24 protein-coding genes are annotated in these 24,211 nt (G+C 41.3%); 20 read left to right on the plus strand and 4 right to left on the minus strand.

The annotated features are described in order from the left end of the window. Window positions 1-205 precede the first annotated feature (205 nt). From M2444_RS00650 to M2444_RS00680, 7 genes are all read left to right on the plus strand, one after another. A complete protein-coding gene (locus M2444_RS00650; protein WP_280785973.1) occupies window positions 206-1,597 on the plus strand; it encodes an ABC transporter substrate-binding protein in 1,392 nt (463 codons plus the stop codon). Window positions 1,598-1,723: 126 nt separating this feature from the next. Next, window positions 1,724-2,620 carry a carbohydrate ABC transporter permease gene (locus M2444_RS00655; protein WP_440962122.1) on the plus strand — a complete coding sequence of 299 codons (897 nt, stop codon included), beginning with the start codon at window positions 1,724-1,726 and terminating at the stop codon, window positions 2,618-2,620. A 13-nt stretch (window positions 2,621-2,633) separates the two neighbouring features. Beyond that, window positions 2,634-3,521 carry a carbohydrate ABC transporter permease gene (locus tag M2444_RS00660; protein ID WP_280785974.1) on the plus strand — a complete coding sequence of 296 codons (888 nt, stop codon included), beginning with the start codon at window positions 2,634-2,636 and terminating at the stop codon, window positions 3,519-3,521. A gap of 56 nt (window positions 3,522-3,577) precedes the next feature. Then, complete coding sequence (locus M2444_RS00665) at window positions 3,578-4,495, plus strand: dihydrodipicolinate synthase family protein (protein WP_094868637.1); 918 nt, start codon at window positions 3,578-3,580, stop codon at window positions 4,493-4,495. Window positions 4,496-4,500: 5 nt separating this feature from the next. After that, entirely contained in the window at window positions 4,501-5,184 is a 684-nt protein-coding gene (locus tag M2444_RS00670) for an N-acetylmannosamine-6-phosphate 2-epimerase (protein WP_280785975.1), read from the plus strand. A gap of 19 nt (window positions 5,185-5,203) precedes the next feature. Then, window positions 5,204-6,199: an ROK family protein gene (locus M2444_RS00675; protein WP_280785976.1), complete on the plus strand. Its 996-nt coding sequence runs from the start codon at window positions 5,204-5,206 to the stop codon at window positions 6,197-6,199. 196 nt (window positions 6,200-6,395) lie between these two features. Beyond that, complete coding sequence (locus tag M2444_RS00680; RefSeq protein WP_280785977.1) at window positions 6,396-7,802, plus strand: GNAT family N-acetyltransferase; 1,407 nt, start codon at window positions 6,396-6,398, stop codon at window positions 7,800-7,802. A gap of 402 nt (window positions 7,803-8,204) precedes the next feature. Here M2444_RS00680 and M2444_RS00685 read toward each other — a convergent pair whose 3' ends face one another. After that, complete coding sequence (locus M2444_RS00685) at window positions 8,205-8,735, minus strand: GNAT family N-acetyltransferase (RefSeq protein ID WP_280785978.1); 531 nt, start codon at window positions 8,733-8,735, stop codon at window positions 8,205-8,207. 277 nt (window positions 8,736-9,012) lie between these two features. Between M2444_RS00685 and M2444_RS00690 the strand changes: the two genes are divergently transcribed. Together M2444_RS00690 and M2444_RS00695 are read left to right on the plus strand one after the other, a co-directional pair. Then, entirely contained in the window at window positions 9,013-10,209 is a 1,197-nt protein-coding gene (locus tag M2444_RS00690) for a copper amine oxidase N-terminal domain-containing protein (RefSeq protein WP_094877163.1), read from the plus strand. 184 nt (window positions 10,210-10,393) lie between these two features. Then, a complete protein-coding gene (locus M2444_RS00695; protein WP_076121390.1) occupies window positions 10,394-10,582 on the plus strand; it encodes a hypothetical protein in 189 nt (62 codons plus the stop codon). Between the two features lie 117 nt (window positions 10,583-10,699). Here the strand turns inward: M2444_RS00695 and M2444_RS00700 are convergent, their stop codons facing one another. After that, window positions 10,700-11,989: an adenylosuccinate synthase gene (locus M2444_RS00700; protein ID WP_094868643.1), complete on the minus strand. Its 1,290-nt coding sequence runs from the start codon at window positions 11,987-11,989 to the stop codon at window positions 10,700-10,702. 113 nt (window positions 11,990-12,102) lie between these two features. Between M2444_RS00700 and M2444_RS00705 the strand changes: the two genes are divergently transcribed. From M2444_RS00705 to M2444_RS00735, 7 genes are all read left to right on the plus strand, one after another. Then, the gene (locus M2444_RS00705; RefSeq protein ID WP_094868667.1) at window positions 12,103-12,981 is read left to right on the plus strand and encodes a LysR family transcriptional regulator; all 879 of its coding nucleotides are present in this window, start codon (window positions 12,103-12,105) and stop codon (window positions 12,979-12,981) included. 45 nt (window positions 12,982-13,026) lie between these two features. Next, window positions 13,027-14,262, plus strand: a complete 1,236-nt coding sequence (locus tag M2444_RS00710) for a molybdopterin-dependent oxidoreductase (protein WP_280785979.1) — start codon at window positions 13,027-13,029, stop codon at window positions 14,260-14,262. A 225-nt stretch (window positions 14,263-14,487) separates the two neighbouring features. Beyond that, window positions 14,488-15,234 carry a hypothetical protein gene (locus M2444_RS00715; RefSeq protein ID WP_280785980.1) on the plus strand — a complete coding sequence of 249 codons (747 nt, stop codon included), beginning with the start codon at window positions 14,488-14,490 and terminating at the stop codon, window positions 15,232-15,234. Between the two features lie 13 nt (window positions 15,235-15,247). Next, on the plus strand, window positions 15,248-16,936 hold the full coding sequence (locus tag M2444_RS00720; protein WP_280785981.1) for a vWA domain-containing protein: 1,689 nt from the start codon (window positions 15,248-15,250) through the stop codon (window positions 16,934-16,936). A gap of 24 nt (window positions 16,937-16,960) precedes the next feature. Then, window positions 16,961-18,100: a toxic anion resistance protein gene (locus M2444_RS00725; RefSeq protein ID WP_094868646.1), complete on the plus strand. Its 1,140-nt coding sequence runs from the start codon at window positions 16,961-16,963 to the stop codon at window positions 18,098-18,100. Window positions 18,101-18,174: 74 nt separating this feature from the next. Continuing rightward, on the plus strand, window positions 18,175-19,146 hold the full coding sequence (locus M2444_RS00730; protein WP_280785982.1) for an alpha/beta hydrolase: 972 nt from the start codon (window positions 18,175-18,177) through the stop codon (window positions 19,144-19,146). Between the two features lie 181 nt (window positions 19,147-19,327). Beyond that, window positions 19,328-20,050 carry a sensor domain-containing protein gene (locus M2444_RS00735; RefSeq protein ID WP_280785983.1) on the plus strand — a complete coding sequence of 241 codons (723 nt, stop codon included), beginning with the start codon at window positions 19,328-19,330 and terminating at the stop codon, window positions 20,048-20,050. Between the two features lie 87 nt (window positions 20,051-20,137). On the opposite strand, the gene M2444_RS00740 is transcribed toward M2444_RS00735, so the two are convergent. Then, window positions 20,138-20,926 (minus strand): tyrosine-protein phosphatase, encoded by a 789-nt coding sequence (locus M2444_RS00740; RefSeq protein WP_280785984.1) that lies wholly within the window; start codon window positions 20,924-20,926, stop codon window positions 20,138-20,140. A 172-nt stretch (window positions 20,927-21,098) separates the two neighbouring features. On the opposite strand from M2444_RS00740, the gene M2444_RS00745 reads away from it, so the two are divergent. Beyond that, complete coding sequence (locus M2444_RS00745; RefSeq protein WP_280785985.1) at window positions 21,099-21,920, plus strand: DUF2785 domain-containing protein; 822 nt, start codon at window positions 21,099-21,101, stop codon at window positions 21,918-21,920. Between the two features lie 88 nt (window positions 21,921-22,008). Here M2444_RS00745 and M2444_RS00750 read toward each other — a convergent pair whose 3' ends face one another. Next, complete coding sequence (locus M2444_RS00750) at window positions 22,009-22,737, minus strand: SDR family oxidoreductase (protein ID WP_280785986.1); 729 nt, start codon at window positions 22,735-22,737, stop codon at window positions 22,009-22,011. 155 nt (window positions 22,738-22,892) lie between these two features. Here M2444_RS00750 and M2444_RS00755 point away from each other — a divergent pair, with 155 nt between their 5' ends. From M2444_RS00755 to M2444_RS00765, 3 genes are all read left to right on the plus strand, one after another. Further along, the gene (locus tag M2444_RS00755; protein WP_094878952.1) at window positions 22,893-23,231 is read left to right on the plus strand and encodes a winged helix-turn-helix transcriptional regulator; all 339 of its coding nucleotides are present in this window, start codon (window positions 22,893-22,895) and stop codon (window positions 23,229-23,231) included. 81 nt (window positions 23,232-23,312) lie between these two features. Continuing rightward, window positions 23,313-23,705 carry a hypothetical protein gene (locus M2444_RS00760; RefSeq protein WP_280785987.1) on the plus strand — a complete coding sequence of 131 codons (393 nt, stop codon included), beginning with the start codon at window positions 23,313-23,315 and terminating at the stop codon, window positions 23,703-23,705. Window positions 23,706-23,847: 142 nt separating this feature from the next. After that, complete coding sequence (locus M2444_RS00765; protein WP_280785988.1) at window positions 23,848-24,210, plus strand: BlaI/MecI/CopY family transcriptional regulator; 363 nt, start codon at window positions 23,848-23,850, stop codon at window positions 24,208-24,210. Window position 24,211 lies beyond the last annotated feature (1 nt).

Genomic DNA, 24,211 nt, shown 5'->3' on the forward strand with positions numbered 1-24,211 from the left:
AAAGTGAAAAATTATAAATTAAATTGTTAATAAGTGGTATGTGTAATGTATTATAACATTGAAGAGGTACAGTTTGAAGGGAAATGTCAGAAAAGAACCCTAAAAGTAAAAGGAGTGGGATTCTCCTGAATTTGCAATTGATTTATGATTAGCGCAAGGAATAAGAGCCGTACTTTATTCCACAAAAAATAATTGGGGGTAGCACATGAAAGCAATGAAAAAAGGGCTAATGAGTATTGTTGGTGTCGCACTTTTAGGTACACAGTTAGTTGCATGTGGAAATACGAACACAGCGAATTCAGCAGTTACACCAAGTAATAATGCTGACAAGACAGAGCCCGCAGCAACTGAAGTTGCTGCTAAACCAGTAGAAATTACTTGGTGGAATTTTCCGAGCTTTCAAGCTTTAGATGGTGAAGTAGGCAAGTATGAGAAGGAAATCATTGCAGCTTTTAATGAGAAGAATCCTGAAATTAAAGTTAACCTTGAGATGATCACCTTTGAAGGCGGCCCAGAAAAACTGAATGTCGCAATTGCTTCGAATACTGCACCCGATGTGATCTATGATGCGCCTGGACGGATTATCGATTGGGGTAAAAAGGATTTGCTTGCACCGCTTAACGACATGGTGACGGATGAAGTGAAGAATGATATTTCAGAAGCTTTTTGGAAGCAGTCAAGTGTAGGCGGCAACATCTTTATGTACCCGATCAACACAGCACCTTTTATGATGGCTGTTAATAAGTCTATTTTTGAAAAGATTGGCGCGCTAGATTTACTTCCTCTGGATAAGGAAGATAGAACCTGGACGTTTGAAGAATATAAAAAGGCGTTGGAAGCCGTAAAAGAAAAGGCACCAGACGTTATTCCTACAGGATTCTTCGCGAAGAGCCAAGCTGGAGACCAAGGCACTCGCGCTTATCTTGCTAACTTAGGGGTATCCCGATTCTTAAATGAAGATAACTCAGCAGTCGCTATCAATACTGATAATGCTGCTAAAGCGTTAGATTGGATTGTCCAAGCTACGAAAGATAAACTCAGTGTCTCCGGTGCAGCTTCACTTGCGGCTGCTGATGTGAACGACTTATTCCTGCAAGGGAAATTGGCCTTTACACTTAACTATTCCGCGGTACTAAAAGCACAGAACGTATCTAAAAAAATGGTACAGTTCGAAGACATTCTCCTTCCATTCCCTACACTAGATGGTTCGGAACCTAAGCTTGAGCCTTATCTGGGTGGTATGGCTGTATTCAATAATGGAGATGAGGCTAAAATCGCAGCATCCAAAAAGCTGATTGATTTTATTGCTAATGATCCTGTATGGGGTAAGAAAAACTTGATTCAAACAGGAGGTCTCTCGGTTCGTAATTCGATTACTGGTCTTTATGACGATCCAGAATATAAATACGCTGAATATGCTCGTAAGTTTACGACAGATGCACCAACGATTGCCGATGGGTATGCAGATATTCGTACGTTCTGGTTCCCTGAATTACAACGTGCTTTAACTGGAGGCGCAACCGGCAAGGAAGCTTTGGATAGTTTTGCTACGAAGGCTAACGAAGCGATTACTAAAGCAAAAGCAGCTATGAAATAAAAAGTGAATGGTGTTTAAAAGAATAGAGTGCGGGAAGCACTCTATTCTTTTTAAAAAAATGAATATTTACAAGCTACGCACCTTATAAATATCATTATTTTTCATCAGAGAAATGGGGAGAAGGTTGTGGGGACAACGGTACGCAAAATTAAAGGTTATGTGATACGCGACTGGATGATGAGTTATCTTTTCTTATTACCAGCGTTTGGATTTTTTCTTCTGTTTGTAGCCTACCCGATGATAAAAGGGGTTTATATTAGTTTCTTTGATTACTCGTTGAGAGATTTTAGCTTTATTGGTCTCGATAATTATATTTCTTTATTTAAAGATGATAATTTCATGAAGTCCATGGGAAATACTTTATTACTCGTAGTGATCACTGTACCAATCGTGATTATCTTTTCACTGTTTGTTTCAATGAATATCTATAAGAAAAAAGAGTTTGCCAGATCATTTTTCCGCGGTGTGTTCTACTTGCCAGCCGTATCTTCGGTCGTAAGTATCACCGTTGTGTGGGGCTGGATTTATCATCCCAACTATGGAATTCTGAATTATTTAACAGGTTTGTTTGGACTGGAGCCTGTTTCATGGCTAGGGGATACAAGAACCGCGTTACTTGCGATTATTGTGGTTTTAATAACGACTTCTGTAGGGCAACCGATCATTTTATATGTGGCATCTATTGGTAACATTCCTACCTCTTACATTGAAGCAGCAGAGATTGATCGGGCAACCCCTTGGCAAATTTTCCGGAAAATATTATGGCCGATGCTGATGCCAACGAACTTATATATTATCGTGATTACCACGATTAATACCTTTCAGTGCTTTGCACTGATTCAACTCCTTACCTCAGGTGGACCTGTATATAGCACCTCAACCGTTATGTATGGTGTATACGAACAAGCCTTTATGTTAGGTCATTTCGGATATGCCTCAGCCATGGGTGTCATACTCGCAATTGTAATTGGGATCATTTCTATCATTCAATTCAAATACTTTGGCAGCGATGTTGAGTATTAAGGAGGGGGACAGCATGAATTCTACAAATCCACTAGAACTGAAAGCACCTATTGTCCGGCCTAAGAAAGCAAGCGTATGGAAAAAAGAATTAACAATACCAAAAATAATAGCTACCATCCTGTTGATATTGGCTACACTATTTTTTATCTTTCCTTTTTATTGGGTAGTTTCAGGGGCCTTTAAACTTCAAACGGTAGCCACGACTATCCCACCGGAGTGGTTTCCATTAAAGCCGACGCTTCAGAACTGGACAGAATTATTTAAGAATCCCGTAGAACGCTGGATGTTTAATAGCTTTATTATTGCTTTTGCAGAAATGGCTGCGATCTGTATTGTCTCTTCCTGCGCCGGATATGTTCTCGCAAAGAAATCATTTCCAGGACGAGGAATGATCTTCACGATGTTTGTTGCCGCTATGGCATTGCCTAAGCAAGTGATTCTCGTTCCACTGTTTACGATGTTAGCTGACTTTGGTTGGGTCAATACGTATAAAGGGCTTATTTTACCGGCAATTGGTTGGCCATTTGGAGTTTTTCTGATGAAACAGTTCGCGCAGACGATTCCGGGTGAGCTGATTGAAGCGGCTAAAATTGACGGTAGTTCTGAAATTCGATTATTTGGAACGATCATTTTACCGTTATTAAAACCAGCAGTTGGTGCACTAGCCATATTCACCTTCATCACTTCGTGGAACGATTATTTCAGTCAGCTTATTATGACGAGATCAACTTCGATGATGACCTTGCCTCTTGGGGTAGCGACACTTCGAGGTGAATTTACAACGAACTATGGACTGCTAATGGCAGGAGCTGCGTTAGCTTCGATTCCTATGATTGCCATTTTCTTAATGTTTCAAAAAGCATTCACACAAGGAATTACGATGGGCGCTGTTAAAGGTTAGTTTCTCATAACAACGTAAATTAACAATAGTGATTTAAACGACGGAGGCTATTATCTATGAAATCATATGATCTTGAAGCTTTTAAAGGCATTATTATCGCTTTGTACTCCAGTTATGATGCCGAGGGGAATATCAATAAAGAAGGGGCGCGGAAATTAGCTCGTCATTATGCTTCTACAGGTGTGAAAGGTCTTTATGTTGGCGGAAGCTCAGGCGAAGGTATGCTGCAATCGGTAGAGGAACGCAAACAAATGCTCGAGGCAGTCATAGCAGAAGTAGGAGATGAGCTTACGATCATTGCTCACGTAGGTGCTCCATCTACAAGAGACAGTGTTGAGCTAGCTGCACATGCTGAATTAGTTGGCGCACATGCGGTATCGGCTGTTCCAGCGATCTATTACCGCCTATCTCCGGATAGTGTTGAAAGTCATTGGCAAGCGATTATTGACAGCACCTCGCTTCCATTTATGATCTATCACATCCCGCAAACTACAGGTTTTCAATTATCGAAAAGCTTGCTGATCAAGATGGCAGCTCAGGTTAAAGTGATCGGGGTGAAAATTTCGGCGGAGAGCACATTTGAGCTTCAGCAGTTTAAAGCCGCAGGCGGGAAGGATTTTTTAGTATTGAATGGACCGGATGAGCAGTACTTGGCTGGCCGCAGTATCGGGGCTGATGGCGGGATTGGTGGAACCTATGGGGTTATGCCTGAGCTATTTTTAAAAGTTGAACAATGTTATGGGCAAGGTGATATGGCTGAGGCACAGAAATGGCAGTTCATCATCAATGATCTCATTGTAGAATTATTATCCTTTCCATCATTATATGGTGCATGTAAAGCAATTCTGAGTTTGCGTGGATTTGAAACGGGCCTACCGAGAATGCCACTTCTACCCATCAAGGCTTCGGATCAGGATCGGGTGGAAGCTCTCAACAATAGAATATTAGAGTATATTCTTGAAGCGAAGGGATAGGGTTAATGATGACTCGAATGAGCGATATCTTTCCGATGAAAGGTCTGATCGTTTCATGTCAGGCACTTGAGCATGAGCCGCTTCATGGTGGAGATACAATGGCAAAAATGGCAAGAGCGGCGGTTCAATCAGGGGCAATTGGAATTCGGACGAATGGGGTTCCAGATATTCTAGCTATTAAAGAAGAAGTAAATGTACCGGTCATTGGACTTATTAAACGGGATATTCCCGGATCAGCCATATTTATTACGCCAACTCTGGATGAGGTGAAAGCAATCGTGTCCGCAAAAGCGGATATTGTTGCATTAGATGTTACGAATCGGGAAGGTCGCTTATTGTCGGTTCAGCCACTAATCGCATATGCCCATCAAATGGGTGTGCATGTAATGGCAGATATATCGACCTTGGAGGAGGGACTGGCAGCGGAAGAATTAGGTGTAGATTTTATTGGTACAACACTTTCGGGCTACACACCATACAGTACACAACAAGAAGGACCAGATATTGTCTTGCTTCAGCAATTATGCGAGTTCGTGAAGATTCCGGTAGTTGCAGAAGGGCGTATATGGACACCTGAAGATGCGGCGAGTGCTAAGAGGGCTGGGGCATCTTATGTAGTTGTAGGAAGTGCGATTACAAGGCCACAGTTAATCACTTCACGATATGTCAAAGCCGTGATCGATTGCTGAGACTTAAGGAGGCGAGTCCGTGTTAAAAGATTATGATCCTCTAATGGAATATGCGGTCGGTGTGGATATCGGGGGAACGAAAATTAATGCTGGACTCGTTACACCACAGGGAGATGTAGTACATACTGTAAGTCTGAGTACAATGGCTGGGTTTACGAAGACCGTGGACCGAGCTATTCAGGCTATTCAAAAGCTTATGAGTGAAGTTAATGCGATGCACGCAGGCATTCAGTTTAAAGGGATTGGTGTAGGAACTGCAGGACAAATCGATTGGGAGTCGGGGAGTATTCGCGCTGCCTCTGAGCTTATTCCTGGCTATGCTGGGACAGCTTTGAAAGCGTTGCTTCAGAATCAGTTCCAGCTTCCGGTAATCGTAGATAATGACGTGAATGTACTGGCATTAACAGAGAAATATTTAGGTTCTTGTATAGGTGTAGAAGATTTTATTTGTCTTGCCCTTGGAACGGGTGTAGGCGGAGCAATTATTGTAGAAGGTCGCCTTGTTCATGGTTCTTGGGGCGGGGCTGGAGAGTTAGGGCATATGTCTGTAGATTTCAACGGCCCGGCTTGCGTTTGTGGTGGGAGAGGCTGCTTAGAACATTATGCCTCAGGAACAAGCATTGCTCGTCGCATGCAGGAAAAACTAACTACACACAGCTTGCCACTTTATAACTTAGATTCACGGGAAGTGATCACGAGATGGAGATCAGGAGAGCCTCTAGCAACAGAAGTAATGGAAGATACAACCGCTGCGCTTGGTTCAGCTATCGCTTCATTTATTCATATATTTAACCCGAAGGTCATTGTTATTGGTGGTGGAGTGGCTGAAGCTGGTGAGTTATTATTCGAAGGAATAAGAAGAGAAGTGGGCAGGAGAACGATGCCCGCGATGCTGGATAAGGTTCGAATTGAAGCAGCCTATCGTGGGAATTCCTGTGGAATGATCGGTGCGGCATTACAGGTCTGGGAGTACGGGGTTCCATCCCTTTCTTCTTATAATAAAGGCTTTATCTAAATCTCTTGATTAAATAGAATAATTTACCGATAATGTTAAAGGGATGAGAAGAAAGGTCAAATCTTTCTGAGGTCTCTAATCCGTTTAAAGGGAGTGATGATGTTTGAGTACGAACAACACCACAATGAAGTCCGAGAGAGGTCAGTATTCGTAAGGGAAGAACATCTCTCAATGACTACGGGAGGCACTATCGGAAATGATGACATTAATGAACATGGTACGGGGAACTGAGAACGATCTACCTGCCAAAGAGATGATCAAGTATTGGAATCATGAGCCTGGAACTTTGAAGCTTGTGAGAGCAAGCAGCAATTTTATTTATACGTTTCAATGGAATAGTAAGCACTATTATTTAAGGTTTACTCACGAAGAGGATAATAGCGCAGAGAATATTCAGGCTGAACTAGATTTTATGATGTACTTATTGGAACAGGGCTATGAGACTGTAGCACCAGCATGCTCCAAGCAAGGGAAGTGGATTGAGACCCTTTCAACTGGTAATGGCAAATATCACGGGGTTGTTTTTGAACAAGCCCAGGGGGAGTACGTTCCACTTGAAAAGATGTCGGAGCTGCAGTTCCAACATTGGGGTCAAACGCTCGCGCGACTGCATAATTTCTCCGAAACTTATGCTCCGAGCACACCCGCGCGTAAAAGCTGGGTCGATTCTCTTCAATTTATTTTATCCGTATTAAGAAGACACCCCGAGGAGCATAAAGCGCTTAAGGAATATGAACGAATTGAGGCGTGGCTAAGTGAGCTCTCTTTTGGCGTTGGACATACGGGGCTGATCCATTTTGATTTTGAGACCGACAATATCTTTTATATGAAAGAGAAATCTCGATATAGTGCGATCGATTTTGATGACTCTATGTATCACTGGTTTGCGATGGATATCACATCAGCGTTGAGAGATCTATCCAAGCAGAATGATGAGGAGAGCAAGAAGAACATCGATCATTTTATTAATGGCTATAGATCTGTAAAGCGGCTGGATGATGAATATATCAAGCTATTGCCAGAATTCCAAAGATTCTCTGATTTATATGGATTCGCTAGGTTGCTTCGGAGTTTAGAGAATTTGGACGTTTCTATTAGTCCAGAATGGGCACTACAGCTTAAATCGAAATTAGAAGGAATCTGTGATCGTATTCGGGATGGCTTTCATCCACATATTGCGCTGAAGACAATTACTGAGAATAACTGGTATGCCTGCACGCAATTAGAGGTGTCCAATGAGCAAAAAACAGTTTTTCCTGTACCGGTAGTCTATTGGTTAGCAGAATCGGCTTATTGCGGAATGACTCCGCTGGCTTTATACGCAGATGAAGAATTGGTAGGCTTCTCAGTATATTCCATAGATCCAGAGGATGGAAGTAACTGGATTATGGCTTTTATGATTGATCAGAAATATCAGAATAGAGGATTCGGTAGAACCGGAATGGATGCCTTGATTCGAACTATAAAAGCGGAACATCACTGCGACAAAATCGTTATTGGGCATCGAATAGAAAACGAACGTGCTTCGAACTTATATACATCCCTTGGATTCGTTGAAGTAAGCAGGAATGAGGTTGAAGTTGTACGTGAGTTGATAGTGTAAAGAGAAAAGAGGCCGTTCCAAAAGTAGTTTTTTTACTACTTGGGAGTGGCTCTCTTCTTGTTATCCTGTAAATGACGTTCCAAATGATGATCCAAGTGAAGCCCCAATAGAACAATTAGGGAATTTCTCCCTAAAATTAAGAGGTTATTGGTCAGTAGACTGATAATCAGGGAAAAATTCCCTTAAATTCCTCTGATTTGATGAAAATCAAAGGGATTAGCCTAATTTATAGGGAGGAATTCCCTAATTTCATTCATTATTAGTGAATACCGATTATTAATAGGGAGTTTTTCCCTAATTAGTGTTAATACATCAAGTGAGAGCCTGTTGCTTGGATTATCATATGAAAAAAGCTGTCTCATAAGTAGCGTTCACTACTTATGAGACAGCTCCCTTTAAATATTAGGTCCACTCTTGTTCCAAAGCGGAATAAATAATCTCGTTGCACCATTGCTGATTACAGAATCTAGTTTCTCTAAGTACCCCGTCCTTAATCATCCCTGCTCTAATCATTACTTTCTCTGACTGAATATTCTCTGCATTGGCATAAGCAACTACTCTATGTACATTAAGAGACTTAAAGGCATAACCTATCATGGACTTCACGGCTTCAGTTGCATATCCCATTTTCCAATAGTCCGGGAGCAGAACCCAACCCATTTCCCATTCTCTGATTTCCTCCCAGTTTAACTTTATACTGATATTACCAATGGGCTTCTTATCCTGTTTGGTACATATTGCAAGATCATAATATTGCCGTGGATCATTTGTTGCTTGAGACAAGATAGAAAGGAAGTCATTTTTAATTTGTTGGGCATCAGGTGCAGTGTTCTCATACTTGTAGGATAGGGGATTTTGTTCTAGTTCTTCATAAAAAGAAGAATCACTGCTTGTATACCCTCTTAATATTAATCTGTCAGTTATTAATTCCACGAAGATAACACTCCTAGTCTAAGTCTTTGATTTGTGTCTCATATACAATGATTGTTAATAGTTATCTCAGATGATCACTCCTAATTTAAGTTTATAAATGGTAGACTCTGTAATGCTTGCTCTGTAATTTCTTGTAGATTCATCTGATTCCCTTTATTTTTCATAATATTTACACATTATAAAAATATAAGATCACTAATCTTCCATTTTTATCTACTAAAATAGTGGAATTGTGATAAAGTAATAATGGTTTATTTACTAGAGGAGGATTTTGGAAATGAAAGCTATTAAATGGAGTATTGCAGCAGTACTAGCAGTATCTATGTATGGTCCAATTCATACAGCGAAGGCAGCAGATGCAAATAGCACAAATGTAGTGAACGAACAGTCAATTTCTAGCACGGATGATTTGATTTTTCAAATGGATTATACGGAGATGACTGTTGGTGACAAGGTACCTGTGCAGATTTTTGCAAAAGGGCCAGATGGCTCATCCGATCGTGTTCCTTTGTCTCAAGCAGATATGGTGATCGAGAAGCCTTACTTATTGCAAAAGCTGCCAGATGGCTCAATGAAAGCAATAGCCGTTGGTGAAACAAATGTAACCGTACGTTCAGGAACTAATTCCAAAACGTTAAAGGTATCTATCAGTGCTGATAAGGACATCGAAACAGGTGTATTAATCAGTGGCACGATGTATTTGCCTGTACAATCCACATTTAAGAGCTTGGGTGCAACTATTCAGACTAACACAGCCACTAAGACCTTTAGCATTCGTCTGGGAGATTTGCCTATCCAACTTCAGCTAGGCAGTGATATTGCTATGGTGAATGGGAATAAGGTGAAAATGTCTGGTAAAGTGCAAACCGTGGATGGAGGAGCTGTATTCCCTGCAACCCTCTTAAAAACTTCATTGGGAGCAGTGTTGGACTTTGGTGCTCATTATGAGTCTTTGAACATCAATTTCGGTAAAGCGGAGTTATTTGCGTATACGAAAAATACGTTAAAAATAGCTAAAAGAGAATCTCAAGGGGATCTCGCTAAGCTAATCGGAAAGACTTATTGGTTCAACCAGTTTGACTCCGACTATAAATTCCAAAAAGCAACGATTGTTGATATTCTAGTGAACGACGATAATGAGTTTGCGATTTCTTTTAAATTGGCATCAGGTAAAGTTGTGGAGACTTATGATATGGAATATGATCAGGTCACTCGCATTCTAGCAAACAAAGAGTATTTCTTTACGTCTGATCCTACCAAAATCTATAAATGGTCAAATGCAACATGGGCTAAAATTAAGGCTGGTAAAATTTCGACAGGAATGACCAAACAGCAAGTAGAACTAAGCTGGGGAACCCCTATCGACAAATCAAGTCTATCCGGAAGTGGAATTACTGTAGAGACTTGGCGGTATGGAAATTATAACTATGTTACCTTTACGAATGGTGTTGTCTCCATGATTTACACGAACTAAGTTATCTATATCTATCCGATTCTAAACAATAGGACGTCTTCATTCTCGAAGGCGTCTTTTTTATATTCTACAGGAACTTTTGAACGTCTTTAATCATACAACCTGTCCTTGCAGCATATCTTTTGAAAGAAGCACTTTCAGAATGAAGTGTTGACTATTGTTGACCGAAATGAGGGGTTCATTCATGGCAAAGTCAAAACGTGGACATGCACTATGGAGTTTACCATCCAGGGGGAGGGGGACTTGTCCGGTCTGTCAGAGCACACGGATCAAACTGCTTTATCCAAAAAGAAAAACGGACGGGTCAGTCGTTAAGGTCTGTAAGCGTTGTGACAAGGCACCACAGACGAAAGTGGATGCAGTATTGGTGTAAAAAAGTAACGCAAGGATGCCTAGTTGCAGCTATATGCATATTGCATGTAGGTACAACTAGGCATCCTTATTTTGAAATATAAGAAAGTATACATTTCACAATATGCTGGGTATGAAATTATTTCAGCGTACGATGAATGACCTGATCACGTCTAGGTCCCACAGAAACAGTAGAAATACGTATTCCAATAGACGTTTCAATAAAGTCGACGTAACTTTTAGCTTGCTCTGGCAGCTCGTCGAAGTTCGTGATATGGGAAATATCGCAGTTCCAGCCAGATAAATGCGTTATTATCGGTTTTGCTGTGTTTAGCTTATTTGTTGCTGGAAACTTGTCAGTGATATCCCCATTTTCAAGTTCATAGGCAACGCAAACCGGAATCTCATTCAAATAACCAAGAACATCCAGATTGGTCAACACAACCTCCGTTGCACCTTGCATCAGGCATCCATAACGTGTAGCTACAGCATCAAACCAACCCATACGTCTAGGACGACCCGTAGTTGCTCCGAATTCCCCAGCATCGCCACCTCTTGTGCGAAGTTCATCCGCTACAGGGCCTTCTAATTCAGATACAAAAGGTCCGGCACCAACACAACTGGAATATGCCTTCGTTACAGCGATAACATTCGTGATGGCAGCCGCAGGTAGACCCGCGCCGACAGGTGCATATCCGGCAAGTGTCGATGATGAGGTAGAGTAAGGATAAATCCCGTGATCAGGATCACGCAGAGCGCCTAACTGCCCTTCAAGCAGAATCGTCTCATCTTTTGCATAAGCTTCTTGCAGTATTTCTGTTGTATTGGCAACGTATGGTGTCAATTGCGCAGCTTCCTTTTGCAACTGAGCCATTAATTCCGAAACTTGGAAAGGGGCTTTCTTATACAAATGTTCGAGCAATATGTTTTTTGAAGCAAGTAATTGTTCGAGACGTTTCTCAAGTTGGATAGGATCAAATAAATCCGCAACCTGTATGCCGAGCTTGGCATATTTATCCGCGTAGAATGGCGCTATCCCTCGCTTGGTTGAACCGAACCCTTGTGATCCAAGTCGTTCCTCTTCCAGCTCATCAAAACAACGATGGATCGAGAGTACGATTTGAGCACGCTCAGATACGTACAACTTCGGTTTTGGAACCCCTCTATCTGCTAATGCCTGCAATTCCTTTACTAATACTTCTGTATCAAGTGCTGTTCCTGGTCCAATAATGTTTGTAACTGAAGGGTAAAATACACCAGAAGGCAGCATATGAAGCGAAAATTTTCCATACTGGTTAATGATGGTATGACCAGCATTACTTCCACCTTGAAAACGAACTACATAGGAGGATTGAGCGGCTAATACATCCGTCATCTTCCCTTTGCCTTCATCTCCCCAGTTAGCTCCTACAATTGCGATTACAGTCACGTAATTACCTCCCAAGCTTGTGATTGGCTACAGGTCTAAGTATAATGCTAGATATAACATTAGAAAAATTGATATATGTAATATCTATTATAAGGTGAGGTAATGACTTGGAAATGGACATCAACTTGGAATGGTATCGCTCTTTTTATTGGGTAGCACAAACAGGCAGCTTAACTGCGGCAGCAGAACGGCTGAATATCACACAACCAGCGGTGAGTCACACGATTAAGCAATTGGAAGAAAAAATGGGCGGACCCTTATTTTTTCGTACCTCTAGAGGGGTGGATTTAACAACAGAAGGAAAAGTACTGCTGCGATTCATTGAGCAAGCCTTTCAGAATGTGGAGATGGGTGAGCGGGCGATAGCTGAAATGAACAATTTAAATAGCGGGGAGATTCATATCGGTGCAAGTGATACCCTCTGCAAATATTACTTGTTATCATATCTCGAGCAATATCATGAACAATATCCTAGCGTACGTATTCATATTACGAATCGAACAACACCGGAAACGCTCACGCTTTTAAAAGAAGGTAAAATTGATTTCGGTATCGTTAGCTTACCGGCATCAGACAAACAGATTGAATTTCGTAAGAGTACACGGCTCCAAGATTGTCTTGTAGGAGGCAAGGGCTTCCGTCATTTAGCGGATAATACAATGCCGCTTTCAAACATCAAGCAGTACCCATTATTATTTCTAGAGCCAGGAGGCAGCACAAGAAAGTACATAGATGGGTTTCTTGCCTCCAATCATGTGACGATAACACCAGAGTTTGAACTTGGCAGTGTAGATCTTCTTGTTCAGTTCGCTTTGCGTGGCTTTGGTTTAGCTTTTGTTATTCGTGATTATGTAAAGGAAGAATTAAAAAGTGGGGAGCTTGTAGAAATTCCTTTAGATCCGCCATTTCCGGAGCGTAACATCGGGATAGCGACGCTTCGAGGGGTTCCTCTCTCTGCTGCATCAAAGTCCTTTCTAACCTTATTGGACTAAATTAATTCGGATTCGGGATCATACACATGAGGAGGAGGCTAAGCTATGAGTGATATACTTGGTCGGCTACGCAAGGGATACGGGAAAAAGCTGCGTTCACTTCACACCTGGAACGGCTGGATCGTCGTGATATTGGCCTTGACTGGGCTTGTGCTAGTAGGCGGTTTCTGGCGAGGTTTCCTTGGTGAAGGCAGGGTATGGATTAAAGGCTTGCATATTGTGGTAGGAATCGCATCTATCCTTCCAGTGATCTATTATCTTCTGCTGGCCAGTAAACATTGGAAACAGCTAAAGGAAAAACCTTGGCAGCGGTTTAATGTACTTGTTGTGCTCTTTCTGTTGTTTGGGTGGTTCGTTTCTGGCGTATTGTTGTGGCAATTTCGTACGGTAGGACCGCAAGTATCAAATCTTGCATTGGTCGTTCATGATGTCCTGACATGGATTGGACTGCCTTACATTATCTATCACTCATTGACTCGAGTGAAGTGGCTGAAAGAGCCGAATCGTCGGACCATCAAGAGCGAGGGGAATGTCATTACAACATCTCAGAATACTCCGCAGCCAGTCTATACACGTAGAGCTTTCATTCGAGGGACGATCGGTGTAGGGCTTGCCCTTACAATCGGACCCTCATTTGTAAAGTGGTTAGGCAGCTCGATTGGTAACATAGGTGGTAGCGAAACGATCGATAAATTAATCGAGAATGATCGCAATCAGCTGTTGCCAGCACCGCAGCCACTGGCAGCATCTTCACCGCCTCTTGGAGGTGGATCGCAGGGTCAATTCCGTGTTTATACTGTAACCCCTATTCCTGAGTTCACGAACGATAATTGGTCCTTTAAGTTGGATGGTCTTGTTGATCAGAGCTTTACATGGAATTGGGAGCAATTCGTTCAGTTGCATCGGACGGTTCAAGTGAGTGATTTTCACTGCGTGACAGGTTGGTCCGTCTATAAGAATACCTGGGAGGGCATCAAGTTGAAGGATCTTCTGCAACGGGCTGGTGTGAAGTCTACTGCAAAGACAGTGAAGTTCTACTCAGGGGATGGGGTATATACTGATACTCTTACATTGGAACAAGCGGATATGGACGATGTTATGGTCGCGGTTATGCATGACGGGAAACCGATTCCAAGCGATCTCGGTGGACCGGTTCGGCTAATTGTTCCCAAAATGTTCGCTTACAAGTCAGTGAAGTGGTTGAACCGGATTGAACTGATCGAGGGAGAGCATACAGGATATTGGGAGCAACGAGGATATTCGAATGACGCTTGGGTATGAAAATGAGATTTTAACCTTAATGGGCTTTGGGCCTGTTAAGGTTTTTTTGTGATTAGGGATGTAAACACAGAAATATTTCCATATATATAGAAGTGAATCAACGAGGGGCATAGATCATCTGCGGAAAATTAGTTTTTTTGTAAATAAAAGGAGTATGGTGAGTTAGTTTCTGATAAAATAAAGCAAATGATGGAAAAAGTTACCGGATCGGTTAGGGAGGTGTTTATGTTGAACGGTGCAAGATCCGTAAAGCTATTAGGACTTATAGTTGGCGTGGTGTTACTGAATATTATTGTTTTGTCACCAGGGCTATTAGGGCTCGAAATTGGGGGAGTAAGTGTTCTAGAGACCTCCTTTGGCGTGACATTAGTAGTGATCAGTCTTCTCGTTGTCCTCTATGGAAGTTATAATTTGCTGATTAAACCTTCGGTGGCTCCACCTGTAAAAGAGATAAAGACGCATGAGGATTATATAGCAGCGCTATCGCAATACAGAAATGTAAAGGTGCTGAAGAAGGACATTACGCTGGCTTTGGATCAGGTCATTCGGATGGAAAAGAAGAAAAACACGTTAATGGTTGTCCTTGGTCAGAGATTTGAGCAGTCGGAGTTAAGCTTTAAGAAGTTTATGGCAGTTAGTTGTGAAGTAGAGAAGCTCTTCTATTTGAATATCCGAGGGATTCTTAATAAGTTGAGTGTTTTTGACGCTTCAGAATTCACTCTTTTTGCCAGCCAGCAGAGAACTGCGCAGTTCTCAGAAAAACTGGTGCAGAAAAAAACAGCTCTTTACCATGAGTATTTGGCTTATGTAACGGGGTATCTCGGAGCAAACGAAGAAATTTTGCTGAAGTTAGATCAATTGCTACTTGAAATATCGTTACTAGACAGCATGAATTATAAAGATGTTGAAGAAATGCCTTGTATGAAGGAGATCGATGAATTGATCAAACAGACGAAATTCTATAAGCAATGAAAGGGCGATGCGAATGGCTAGGAAAGGGAGAACATTTCTTGTACTCGGAATTATAACTGTAGTCGTTTTTGCACTTGTATATTTTGGGATCACCTTAACATCTAATTTAGGCAAATCCACTAGTGAGGTCTCAACGGAAGATGCAGGTAAACAACTGGATAAACTTTATAAAAAAATTAATGTAAACACCGCAGAGCAGGTCAAAGGACAAATCGACCTTGATCCTGTAGCGATTGGTGATTCCTTGCCGGATATTTCTAAATTTCCTATATCAGTAACCAATACAACGGATAGCTTTGTCGAAATCTTTTCATCCACAGAGAAATCAGGAACGGGTAATGATGGATGGCTTAATGAAGTGGCGACAGATTTTAATAGTTCGAATATAGAAGTGAACGGATTACCTGTTTCAGTAAAAATTCGCAATATTGCTTCAGGAACAGCGACGGATTACATAAGGTCTGGTAAATATATACCAGATGCGTTTACACCATCCAATGAGTTATGGGGTGAGATGGTGAAAGCAAACGGCATCAAAACGCAGCTTATAACCAATCGTCTGATTGGAAATGTTGCTGGTATTGTTACGAACAAAACGAAATATGATGAGTTAGTCGAGAAATACGGTTCTTTGAACGTCAAGACGATCACAGATGCAATAGCGAATAATGAATTATCTATGGGCTATACGGATCCTTTTGCCAGCTCAACAGGTCTGAACTTTCTTGTGACTGCACTTGGGACGTTTGACAGTTCTAATTTGCTTGGAGAACAAGCGGTTCAGGGCTTTGAGAAATTCCAAGCCAATGTCCCATTTCTCGCGTCGACGACTTTACAAATGCGCGAAGCGGCTAAAACTGGAAAGCTGGATGCATTTGTCTTAGAGTACCAAATTTTCGCAAATGCTCCTGAACTGAAGGGGAGCTATGTATTTACTCCTTTTGGTGTAAGACATGACAGCCCCCTTTACGCATTAGGTGATCTACCACAAGAGAAGCTGGACATTATTGAAAAATTCGCGGAGTTTGTTGAAAAGGATAAATACCAGCGTTTAGGTGAGGAAAAAGGCTTTAACGGACTGAATGACTATCATTCGGAAGTTAATCCAGTGGATGGAAATCTATTATCCTCGGCGCAAAAGCTGTGGAAAGAGAAGAAAAACGGTAATAAGCCCATTGCAGCAGTATTTGTAGCCGATGTTTCAGGCAGCATGAATGGTGAGCCTTTAAATCGCTTAAAGCAATCATTATTAACGGGACAGAAATACTTGGGTAAAGATAATAGTATCGGGTTTGTTTCATACTCCGATAACGTTACGATAAACCTTCCTATTGGTAAGTACGACACAAATCAACAGTCGATGTTTGTTGGGGCGATAGATGGTCTTCAGGCGAATGGGGGAACAGCGACTTTTGATGGAATTGTGGTGGCGCTCAAAATGCTTCAAGACGAAATGAAGATAAACCCGGAAATCAAACCATTAATCTTTGTATTAAGTGATGGAGAGACGAATGAAGGTCATTCACTGAATGATATCAGGGGCTTAATTGAAACCTACAAAATTCCGATTTACACCATTGGCTACAACGCAAATATTAAAGCACTGGAGAGCATTTCAAGTATTAATGAAGCAGCTAACATCAATGCGGATACAGATGACGTAGTCTATAAAATCGGTAATCTGCTTAATGTCCAAATGTAAGTTAAATTTGTTAGGAGGGGTTCTATGTCTTTCACGATGGAAGTGGTAAGTCCAGAGAAATTGAAATCCGCAATTGAAGCTCAGGTTAAACCTGAACCAGAGGAAGTAACACAACTGAAGGAAATGGCGATAACCAATGTCTCGACGATCTTGGAGCTGGATTTAGAATCTTTGGACAAACGAAAAGAAGTGCTGCAATCCATAGACAGCTTCGGGATGAGCACCATGAGATCATCTTCAGATAAGAACTCTCTTTTACAAGTTTCTGTCGGGAATTTATCGAAAACAGGGGATGAAGGTGGGCAAGTAGCTAAGGGTTTAACAGAGCTCAATCTCCAGTTAAAAGATCTAGACCCGAGCGCAGTGGATTTTGCTAAAAGTGGTCTTCTAGGGAAGTTTTTTAACCCATTGCGGAGTTATTTTGCGAAGTATCAAAAAGCAGATGCTGTAATCTCAGATATTATCATTTCTTTAGATAAAGGCAAAACCGTATTGAAAAATGATAACACTACATTAGAGTTTGAGCAGCAATCGCTTAGAGAGCTCACTAAAAAACTGCAGAAAGAGATTCAGCTAGGCATGCTGATGGATCAGGAGATCGAGGCGCAGCTAGATGCAGCTAAGCTACGCAATGAGGACGAAGAAAGGGTAAAGTTCATCACAGAGGAAGTATTGTTTCCACTTCGTCAGCGAGTGATGGATTTGCAACAAATGCTGGTAGTGAATCAGCAGGGAATTATGGCCATCGAAGTAGTAATTCGAAATAACAAAGAGTTAATCAGAGGGGTAGACAGAGCCAGGAATGTTACAGTTTCTGCCCTGAAAATCTCTGTTACGGTGGCTAGTGCACTCTACAATCAACGAATCGTTTTGAAAAAGATTGAACTCCTAAATCAAACAACCAACACGCTAATAAGTGGCACCTCAAAAATGCTGAAAGATCAAGGAGCAGCAATTCATAAGCAATCCCTAGAATCTAGCATTTCTGTAGATACTTTAAAACAGGCATTTACAGATGTGCTATCTGCTTTAGATTCGATAAGTACGTATAAGCAGGAAGCTCTTCCTAAAATGCGTGAAACCATTAACCAGTTCAGAGAGCTGGCAGATAGCGGAGAACAGCAGATCGTGCGGCTCGAGAAGGGAAATAAGCTGGGCTTGTAGAATAGTCTGAACTGTGGAGTGCGTAGAACTTACGCACTATTTTTGTGGAATAGTTGAAGGGAAGAGTGAAAAACATGTGGAGACGATTTCGCAAAATAATGTTAGGAGTTCTCCTCGTACTGGTGATGTTGGTAGGGATTGGAGCTTTATATCAATGGTATGGTTCAGTGCAAGACAGAAAAGCATATAGGCCTGTTGGAAAACTGTATGAAGTTGAGGGCAACAAGATGCATCTTTATTCGGAAGGCGAAGGAGATATTACAGTAGTCTTTGCTTCTGGATGGGGAACGGTGAATCCATATGCTGATTTTTATCCTTTGTATGAAGGACTAAAGCAGCACGTAAAGATTGCAGTGTATGATCGCTTCGGTTACGGCTACAGCGATACGACGGACAGACCTCGGGATATCGATACGATTACAGACGAAATTCATCAGCTCCTTAAAGTCTCGAAACAGAAGCCACCTTATATATTCGTCGGTCACTCACTCGGAGCTCTAGAAACAATTCGGTACGCACAGCGGTTCCCTGAGGAAGTGAAGGGGATTGTGTTTATTGATGGTGGAAGTCCTGAGTATTATAAAGAAAGTCCAGAATTAACGTTTATTCCTTGGATATACAAGGGACTTCGAACGACAGGCATTTTACGGTTGTTATATCATTTTGACGGATTCGCGGCTTGGGTATCTGACCAAAGTAACGGTGATAAGCTTTTGACGGAGGATCTAAAGGCATTAAACCGTAAAGGCACACTGCTCAAGATCGGAAATAGGAACATGGTAGACGAGTTGCAATTAAGTCGAGAGAATGCTGAAGTCGTCATGACTGGTGGAAAGCCACTCCATATTCCCATTACCGTATTGACTGCCGACTATTTTGGCAAATTGGATGAAGATCGATCATGGAGAGATAGTCAAGCTGAGCTTCCAGTCTGGTCCACCACTGGGAAGCAAATCATTGTACGAGATAGCTCTCACTATATTCATAGTTATCAGCCGAAAGCTGTTGTGGATGAACTGCTTTTAATGCTAGGGAGGGAGGAATGAAGCGAGTCAACAGCAGATCGTGCGGCTCGAAAAGGGGAATATGCTGGGCTTGTAGCTGTTGTGTGTCTAAACCCATCCTAGCCTTTAGTCTGGTAAGACTCCGGTCCTAAGACTGTTTTGAGCCTTCTCTTTACCACGTATAATGAGATTAATTGATAACGTGAGAGGAAGGACATAAGAAATGAACGATAAGTTGTATACCATGCCGATCGGAGCGGTAGATTCCATGCAGATTCCCGTAGAATCGAAATCACAATCTAAACCCGGAAAACGCCGATCAAGTCCCAAGACCTATCGGAGTATGTTGTATTTTATAGTTTCTTTACCAATTACGATTGTATATTTCGTGTTTATGGTGACAGGGTTAGCATTATCCATTGGATTAACACCCATTTTCGTCGGTATTCCTTTATTTTTCGCAGTAGCCAAAGGATTGGATTACATCGTACGATTTGAGCAAGAGTTAGTAAGATCTTTGCTGGATATTCCTAGACCGAACGAGGAGCGTAGAACGGATATGAAACTGGAGGGCGCGGGTTTCATGCAAAGAATGAAGTTAGGTTTTGATGGTGCAAAGTTTGCGCGTAACATCATGCTAATTATGGGACGATTCGTATCCAGCATTAACTTCTTTTCACTAACGATAACCGTGGTAGCTGTAGCGCTTGGTCTGATTACGCTACCAGTGCTTCATCAGATTTTTCTGCAAACGATGGATCTGAACATTTTGGAGAATAGTGTGTTCGCCTTATTTAATATCGACTGGACTTTATCTCAACAATATATATCTTATGTTGTAGCGGGACTTGTCTTCGCCCTGATCGCAAATTGGGTGATTCGAATGCTGATGGATGTACAGCGTAGAATGTTGTTTGTATCCTACGAGGAAGAACGTCAGTATTAAATGAGAAAAAGCGTAGCTCTTTGAGAGCTGCGCCTTTTTCCATTTTTATCTCAATTTGAATGAATTAGTTCATCGCTCAACAAGTTATTAAGCTTCTAAACAGTATGCTTGTAACTGCTTGCGCTTATCAGCTGTCATGCCGAATTCCTGTTCGAGGAAAATCTCTACACTTTTATAACGCGCGTCAATGGCAGAGAAAATGGCTTCCATGAATTCTCTGCGTAATATAAGCGCAGCCATAACAGTATCCACTTCCGTAGGGGATAGATGTTGTGAGGCTTGCTTTTTTATTTGTTCATTCATAGGACCCAGTGTCTGATTGGAGAGCAGGTAGTCTTCTATAATCGTCTCTCTCGGAACCCCGAGTGCGAGGAAGATGAACGCTGATCCAACGCCAGTGCGATCTCTTCCACCGGCACAATGATGCAGGATACTGAATGCCTCTGGAAGCATAATAGTTGCCATAAGTCGCTTAAAGGAAGGGTTATTAAAGGCCATATCTAAATACATATTAACTAGGAAGTCTGTCGTGAAATGTTCAAGAAATCCAGACCGAACTACATCTCTCATGTCTCCAGGAACCTCTTGTTTTAAAGCAGGTACACAAATGTTTTTGATCCCTGGTATGACCGGATCTGGTTTTAAACGAACTTCTTCTATCCCTCGATAATCAAATATGGTCTTAATTCCAAGTGATTTAAAGAGTTTTATATCATGATCGGTCATTCCTGTTAATTCAGCTGATCGAAAAAATAAACCGTATTTGACTTTACGGCCATCTGAGGTGATGTATCCGCCCATATCTCGGAAATTGAGGACGCCTTTAAAGGGGAGAACACGACGCTTAGAATCTGTTGTTTCTAGTTTCTGGTTCATTTTCGTACCACCTTTGGTTGGTTATTGAATAGGCTATTCTAAAATGTAGAAAGGGTGTCGCTTAAAAATAAAAGTTTGCCCTTAATACTATATATAGTACCATGATAAATGCCAACAACCCGAAAGGATAGGGTGACATTTTCCAAACGAATACTCTGTAGGAGTGTGTATAATGAATTTAAAAGAAAAGTTGATAGTAATAAAAGAAAATGGCTACCAAGCCCCCTCCGATTCATTCCAGTTAATACAAGAAATGATACATAACATCGGTTCTGTGGATGCCGAGCTGCGTGATGACCTGATTTATACAATCTTATCACATTGGATTCCTGGTAATTCTCTAACTGCAAATGAACTAGAACAACTTCTTCCAGTTATTTTGGATCATAACCATTTGCATTTTAAGCTTGGTGAAACAAATACAGACGCTGTCTTTACTCGATCTTTCTCAATGCTAGTCATACCACTCGTCTTAGAGAGACATAGAGAATCACCATTTCTCTCAAGAGAGCAAGTTCATCAGATAAAAGAGAAAGTATTTTACAATGTACAAGAAGAGCGAGATTACCGCGGGTATGATGAAGAAAAGGGCTGGGCACATGCCATAGCCCATGCAGCAGATGCTTTAGACGATTTAGCTCAATGTTCCGAACTGGATAACAATGATTTCATAACGATTCTCCATTTGGTTTATGAAAAGATGATCATAACAGATCGAATTTACTCCGATGGGGAAGATGAGAGAATGGTAAGACCCATAATTAGTATTTTAAATAGAAAAATAGTTAGTCAGACTGATGTAGAGCAATGGATTCAAAGTTTTGGTGATGTGGAGAAAAGTTCAGAGTTTCTTCCTGCCTTTAGGCAAAAAAATAATATAAAGAACTTTCTGAAAAGTTTATACTTTCGAGTGAAATTTTATAAAGTAGATGCCGATCTCTGCCCAACTATCGAGCATACATTATATAAAGTAGAAAAAGTATACTATTCCTAATTAAGAAACAAGTGAGGAACGATTCAGGCGCTTACATAGGATTAAGTTTATTAAAAAAAGCCCACAAATATATGGGCTTTTTTATTTTTCATCGTAAAATATAACCCCCATCAGGAAATAGGGTGCTTCCCGTAGTATAGTTATTAGTCATCAAATAAAGGGTTGTATGTGCTGCTTCGTCGGCATGCCCTACCCTGCCAAGGATATTCATATTTGTATATTCATCGTAGGACTTGTCTCTAGTTTCTTGTTCTGCTCCTATCCAATTAAAGTTGGTATGAATGGTGCCTGGGGAGATAACATTTACTCGAATAGGAGCCAATTCTACAGCCAATGCTTTTCCCAGACTCAAAATCGCGCCGTTACAAGCTGCATAGGAGGCACCATCGGCAAGTGGTCGTTGACCGAATGCGCCAGACATCAGAACAATAGAGCCTGTTGCGTTTATATAGGGGATCGCGTATTTCACAGCATTATACTGAGGCCAGAACTTTGCATTAAAGCAGCTATGAGCAATCTCTAAGCTTGAAGTAATTGGTCCTCTAACATAGGAGGCGCCGGGAGTGAACAAATGATCGAAGTTGCCGGTTTTTTCGAAAAATGACTTTAAGTCTTCTTCATTTTGATTATCAAGCGAATGAATTTCGTTAGATTCGGACCCTAGAAATTGTTGGGCTTTTTCTAATTTTTCTTGTGAACGCCCGGCGATTATGACATATGCGCCTTGTTCAACCGCTTGTTTGGCAGTCGCGAGCCCAATTCCGGAGCTTCCTCCGATAATGACGATTCGCTGGTTTTTTAATGAATTCCTGGACATTTTTATCTACTCCGTTCATAGTTAAATGGACTTTTAAGTTCTGTTTTTTATTATTAGGTATAAAAGAAATTCTGCACAGTACGCACTTTTTTCGTACTAGGTACGATTGTTCGTACTAGCTGTTAAATAGAATAACTATCGAAAGAGATGATCACATGGATTTACTGGAGCCGAGATTGGCCGGAGTGCTTACAACGCTTGATAAGATCGGTGGAAAGTGGAAGCCGCTCATTTTATTTATTTTATTGATAGATGGTACCAAACGATTTGGCGAACTCAGGCGGATTATTCCAGAGGTCTCTCAAGGGACATTAACTAAGCAACTACGGGAGCTTGAAGAGAATCAACTTATCGATCGTGTGATTTTTCATGAGCTTCCATTGAGGGTGGAATATAGTATTTCAGAACATGGCAAATCACTAATTACTGTTTTGGATAGCATGTGTGGCTGGGGAAGGATGCATCAGGAGTATTTAAATAATATAAATAAGTAAGGGGCGGACATTATTATAAATACTATTTTGCAGGACCCAACGGGTCAGGCCTATAAGACGCTGATACAGGTAGCTATGGAAGTGTGTGATGAATTTATTTTGGTCAAACGTGATCAGATGGAGTTAGAGCCAGAAGGATATGAACTATTGGAACGGTTACAGCCTTTTCTCAAAGAGATCGTCAAAGATGATTATTGGCCGGGAACTCGGCTTATGGGACATTACGCAGATGTTTATTTTTTTAGATGTTCACCGGATGCGGTCGATATTTTACTATCCTATTCTACGAGCTTATACTCATGGGTGCAGACTAGGGTGCCTGATGATCTTTGTTTTTTAAGACAGGGGCAACCGTGGTTAATCAATACAGCTCATGAGCGAGAAAGCCATATTGTAACTGATGTAGAAGAGGATCTGAACAGACTAGAAGAGGGCGGACTATTGTTCCGTGACTTATCTGTGTTTTACCCTTAATAAAGGTAGCAAAGAGGCGATGTTTACAAAGACAGAGTCTCTTTTTTTGTTGGAAATATTTTGTAGACAAAACGGTCTACAAGTTGTAAACTCTAATTCAAATGGAAGGTCTAGGAATTGAAGACCAACGGGAGGTGCAAGGTTGAAGGATCTCAGAATGACCGAAATGGAAGGGAAATTTGCGGAATTAATATGGGACCACGAACCGCTTCCTTCAGGGAATCTGGTGAAGTTATGTGAATCCGAGCTCAACTGGAAGAAATCTACGACGTATACGATGTTAAAAAGACTTGAAGCTAAAGAGATTGTTAAAAATGATAATGGTGTGGTAGGTTCTCTTATTAAAAAGGATGACTTTTATGCGGAGCAGAGCAAGGCGTTTGTGAAGGAAACCTTCGGCGGTTCGTTACCCAAATTTTTGGCTGCTTTTACAAAGAGTCGGAAATTAAGTGAAAGCGAAATTGATGATGTTCTAAGACTAATCCATGAGCATAAGGAGGAGTAAC

The sequence above is a fragment of the Paenibacillus sp. PastF-3 genome, from assembly GCF_029893135.1.
Classification (GTDB): Bacteria; Bacillota; Bacilli; order Paenibacillales; family Paenibacillaceae; genus Paenibacillus_AQ; species Paenibacillus_AQ nitricinens.

Bases quoted from the DNA above. Each gene is read 5' to 3' on its own strand.
- M2444_RS00650 (WP_280785973.1), top strand. From the start codon at position 206: ATGAAAGCAATGAAAAAAGGGCTAATGAGTATTGTTGGTGTCGCACTT.
- M2444_RS00660 (WP_280785974.1), top strand. From the start codon at position 2,634: ATGAATTCTACAAATCCACTAGAACTGAAAGCACCTATTGTCCGGCCT.
- M2444_RS00665 (WP_094868637.1), top strand. From the start codon at position 3,578: ATGAAATCATATGATCTTGAAGCTTTTAAAGGCATTATTATCGCTTTG.
- M2444_RS00670 (WP_280785975.1), top strand. From the start codon at position 4,501: ATGATGACTCGAATGAGCGATATCTTTCCGATGAAAGGTCTGATCGTT.
- M2444_RS00680 (WP_280785977.1), top strand. From the start codon at position 6,396: ATGATGACATTAATGAACATGGTACGGGGAACTGAGAACGATCTACCT.
- M2444_RS00690 (WP_094877163.1), top strand. From the start codon at position 9,013: ATGAAAGCTATTAAATGGAGTATTGCAGCAGTACTAGCAGTATCTATG.
- M2444_RS00695 (WP_076121390.1), top strand. From the start codon at position 10,394: ATGGCAAAGTCAAAACGTGGACATGCACTATGGAGTTTACCATCCAGG.
- M2444_RS00705 (WP_094868667.1), top strand. From the start codon at position 12,103: ATGGACATCAACTTGGAATGGTATCGCTCTTTTTATTGGGTAGCACAA.
- M2444_RS00710 (WP_280785979.1), top strand. From the start codon at position 13,027: ATGAGTGATATACTTGGTCGGCTACGCAAGGGATACGGGAAAAAGCTG.
- M2444_RS00715 (WP_280785980.1), top strand. From the start codon at position 14,488: ATGTTGAACGGTGCAAGATCCGTAAAGCTATTAGGACTTATAGTTGGC.
- M2444_RS00720 (WP_280785981.1), top strand. From the start codon at position 15,248: ATGGCTAGGAAAGGGAGAACATTTCTTGTACTCGGAATTATAACTGTA.
- M2444_RS00725 (WP_094868646.1), top strand. From the start codon at position 16,961: ATGTCTTTCACGATGGAAGTGGTAAGTCCAGAGAAATTGAAATCCGCA.
- M2444_RS00730 (WP_280785982.1), top strand. From the start codon at position 18,175: ATGTGGAGACGATTTCGCAAAATAATGTTAGGAGTTCTCCTCGTACTG.
- M2444_RS00735 (WP_280785983.1), top strand. From the start codon at position 19,328: ATGAACGATAAGTTGTATACCATGCCGATCGGAGCGGTAGATTCCATG.
- M2444_RS00740 (WP_280785984.1), bottom strand. From the start codon at position 20,926: ATGAACCAGAAACTAGAAACAACAGATTCTAAGCGTCGTGTTCTCCCC.
- M2444_RS00745 (WP_280785985.1), top strand. From the start codon at position 21,099: ATGAATTTAAAAGAAAAGTTGATAGTAATAAAAGAAAATGGCTACCAA.
- M2444_RS00750 (WP_280785986.1), bottom strand. From the start codon at position 22,737: ATGTCCAGGAATTCATTAAAAAACCAGCGAATCGTCATTATCGGAGGA.
- M2444_RS00755 (WP_094878952.1), top strand. From the start codon at position 22,893: ATGGATTTACTGGAGCCGAGATTGGCCGGAGTGCTTACAACGCTTGAT.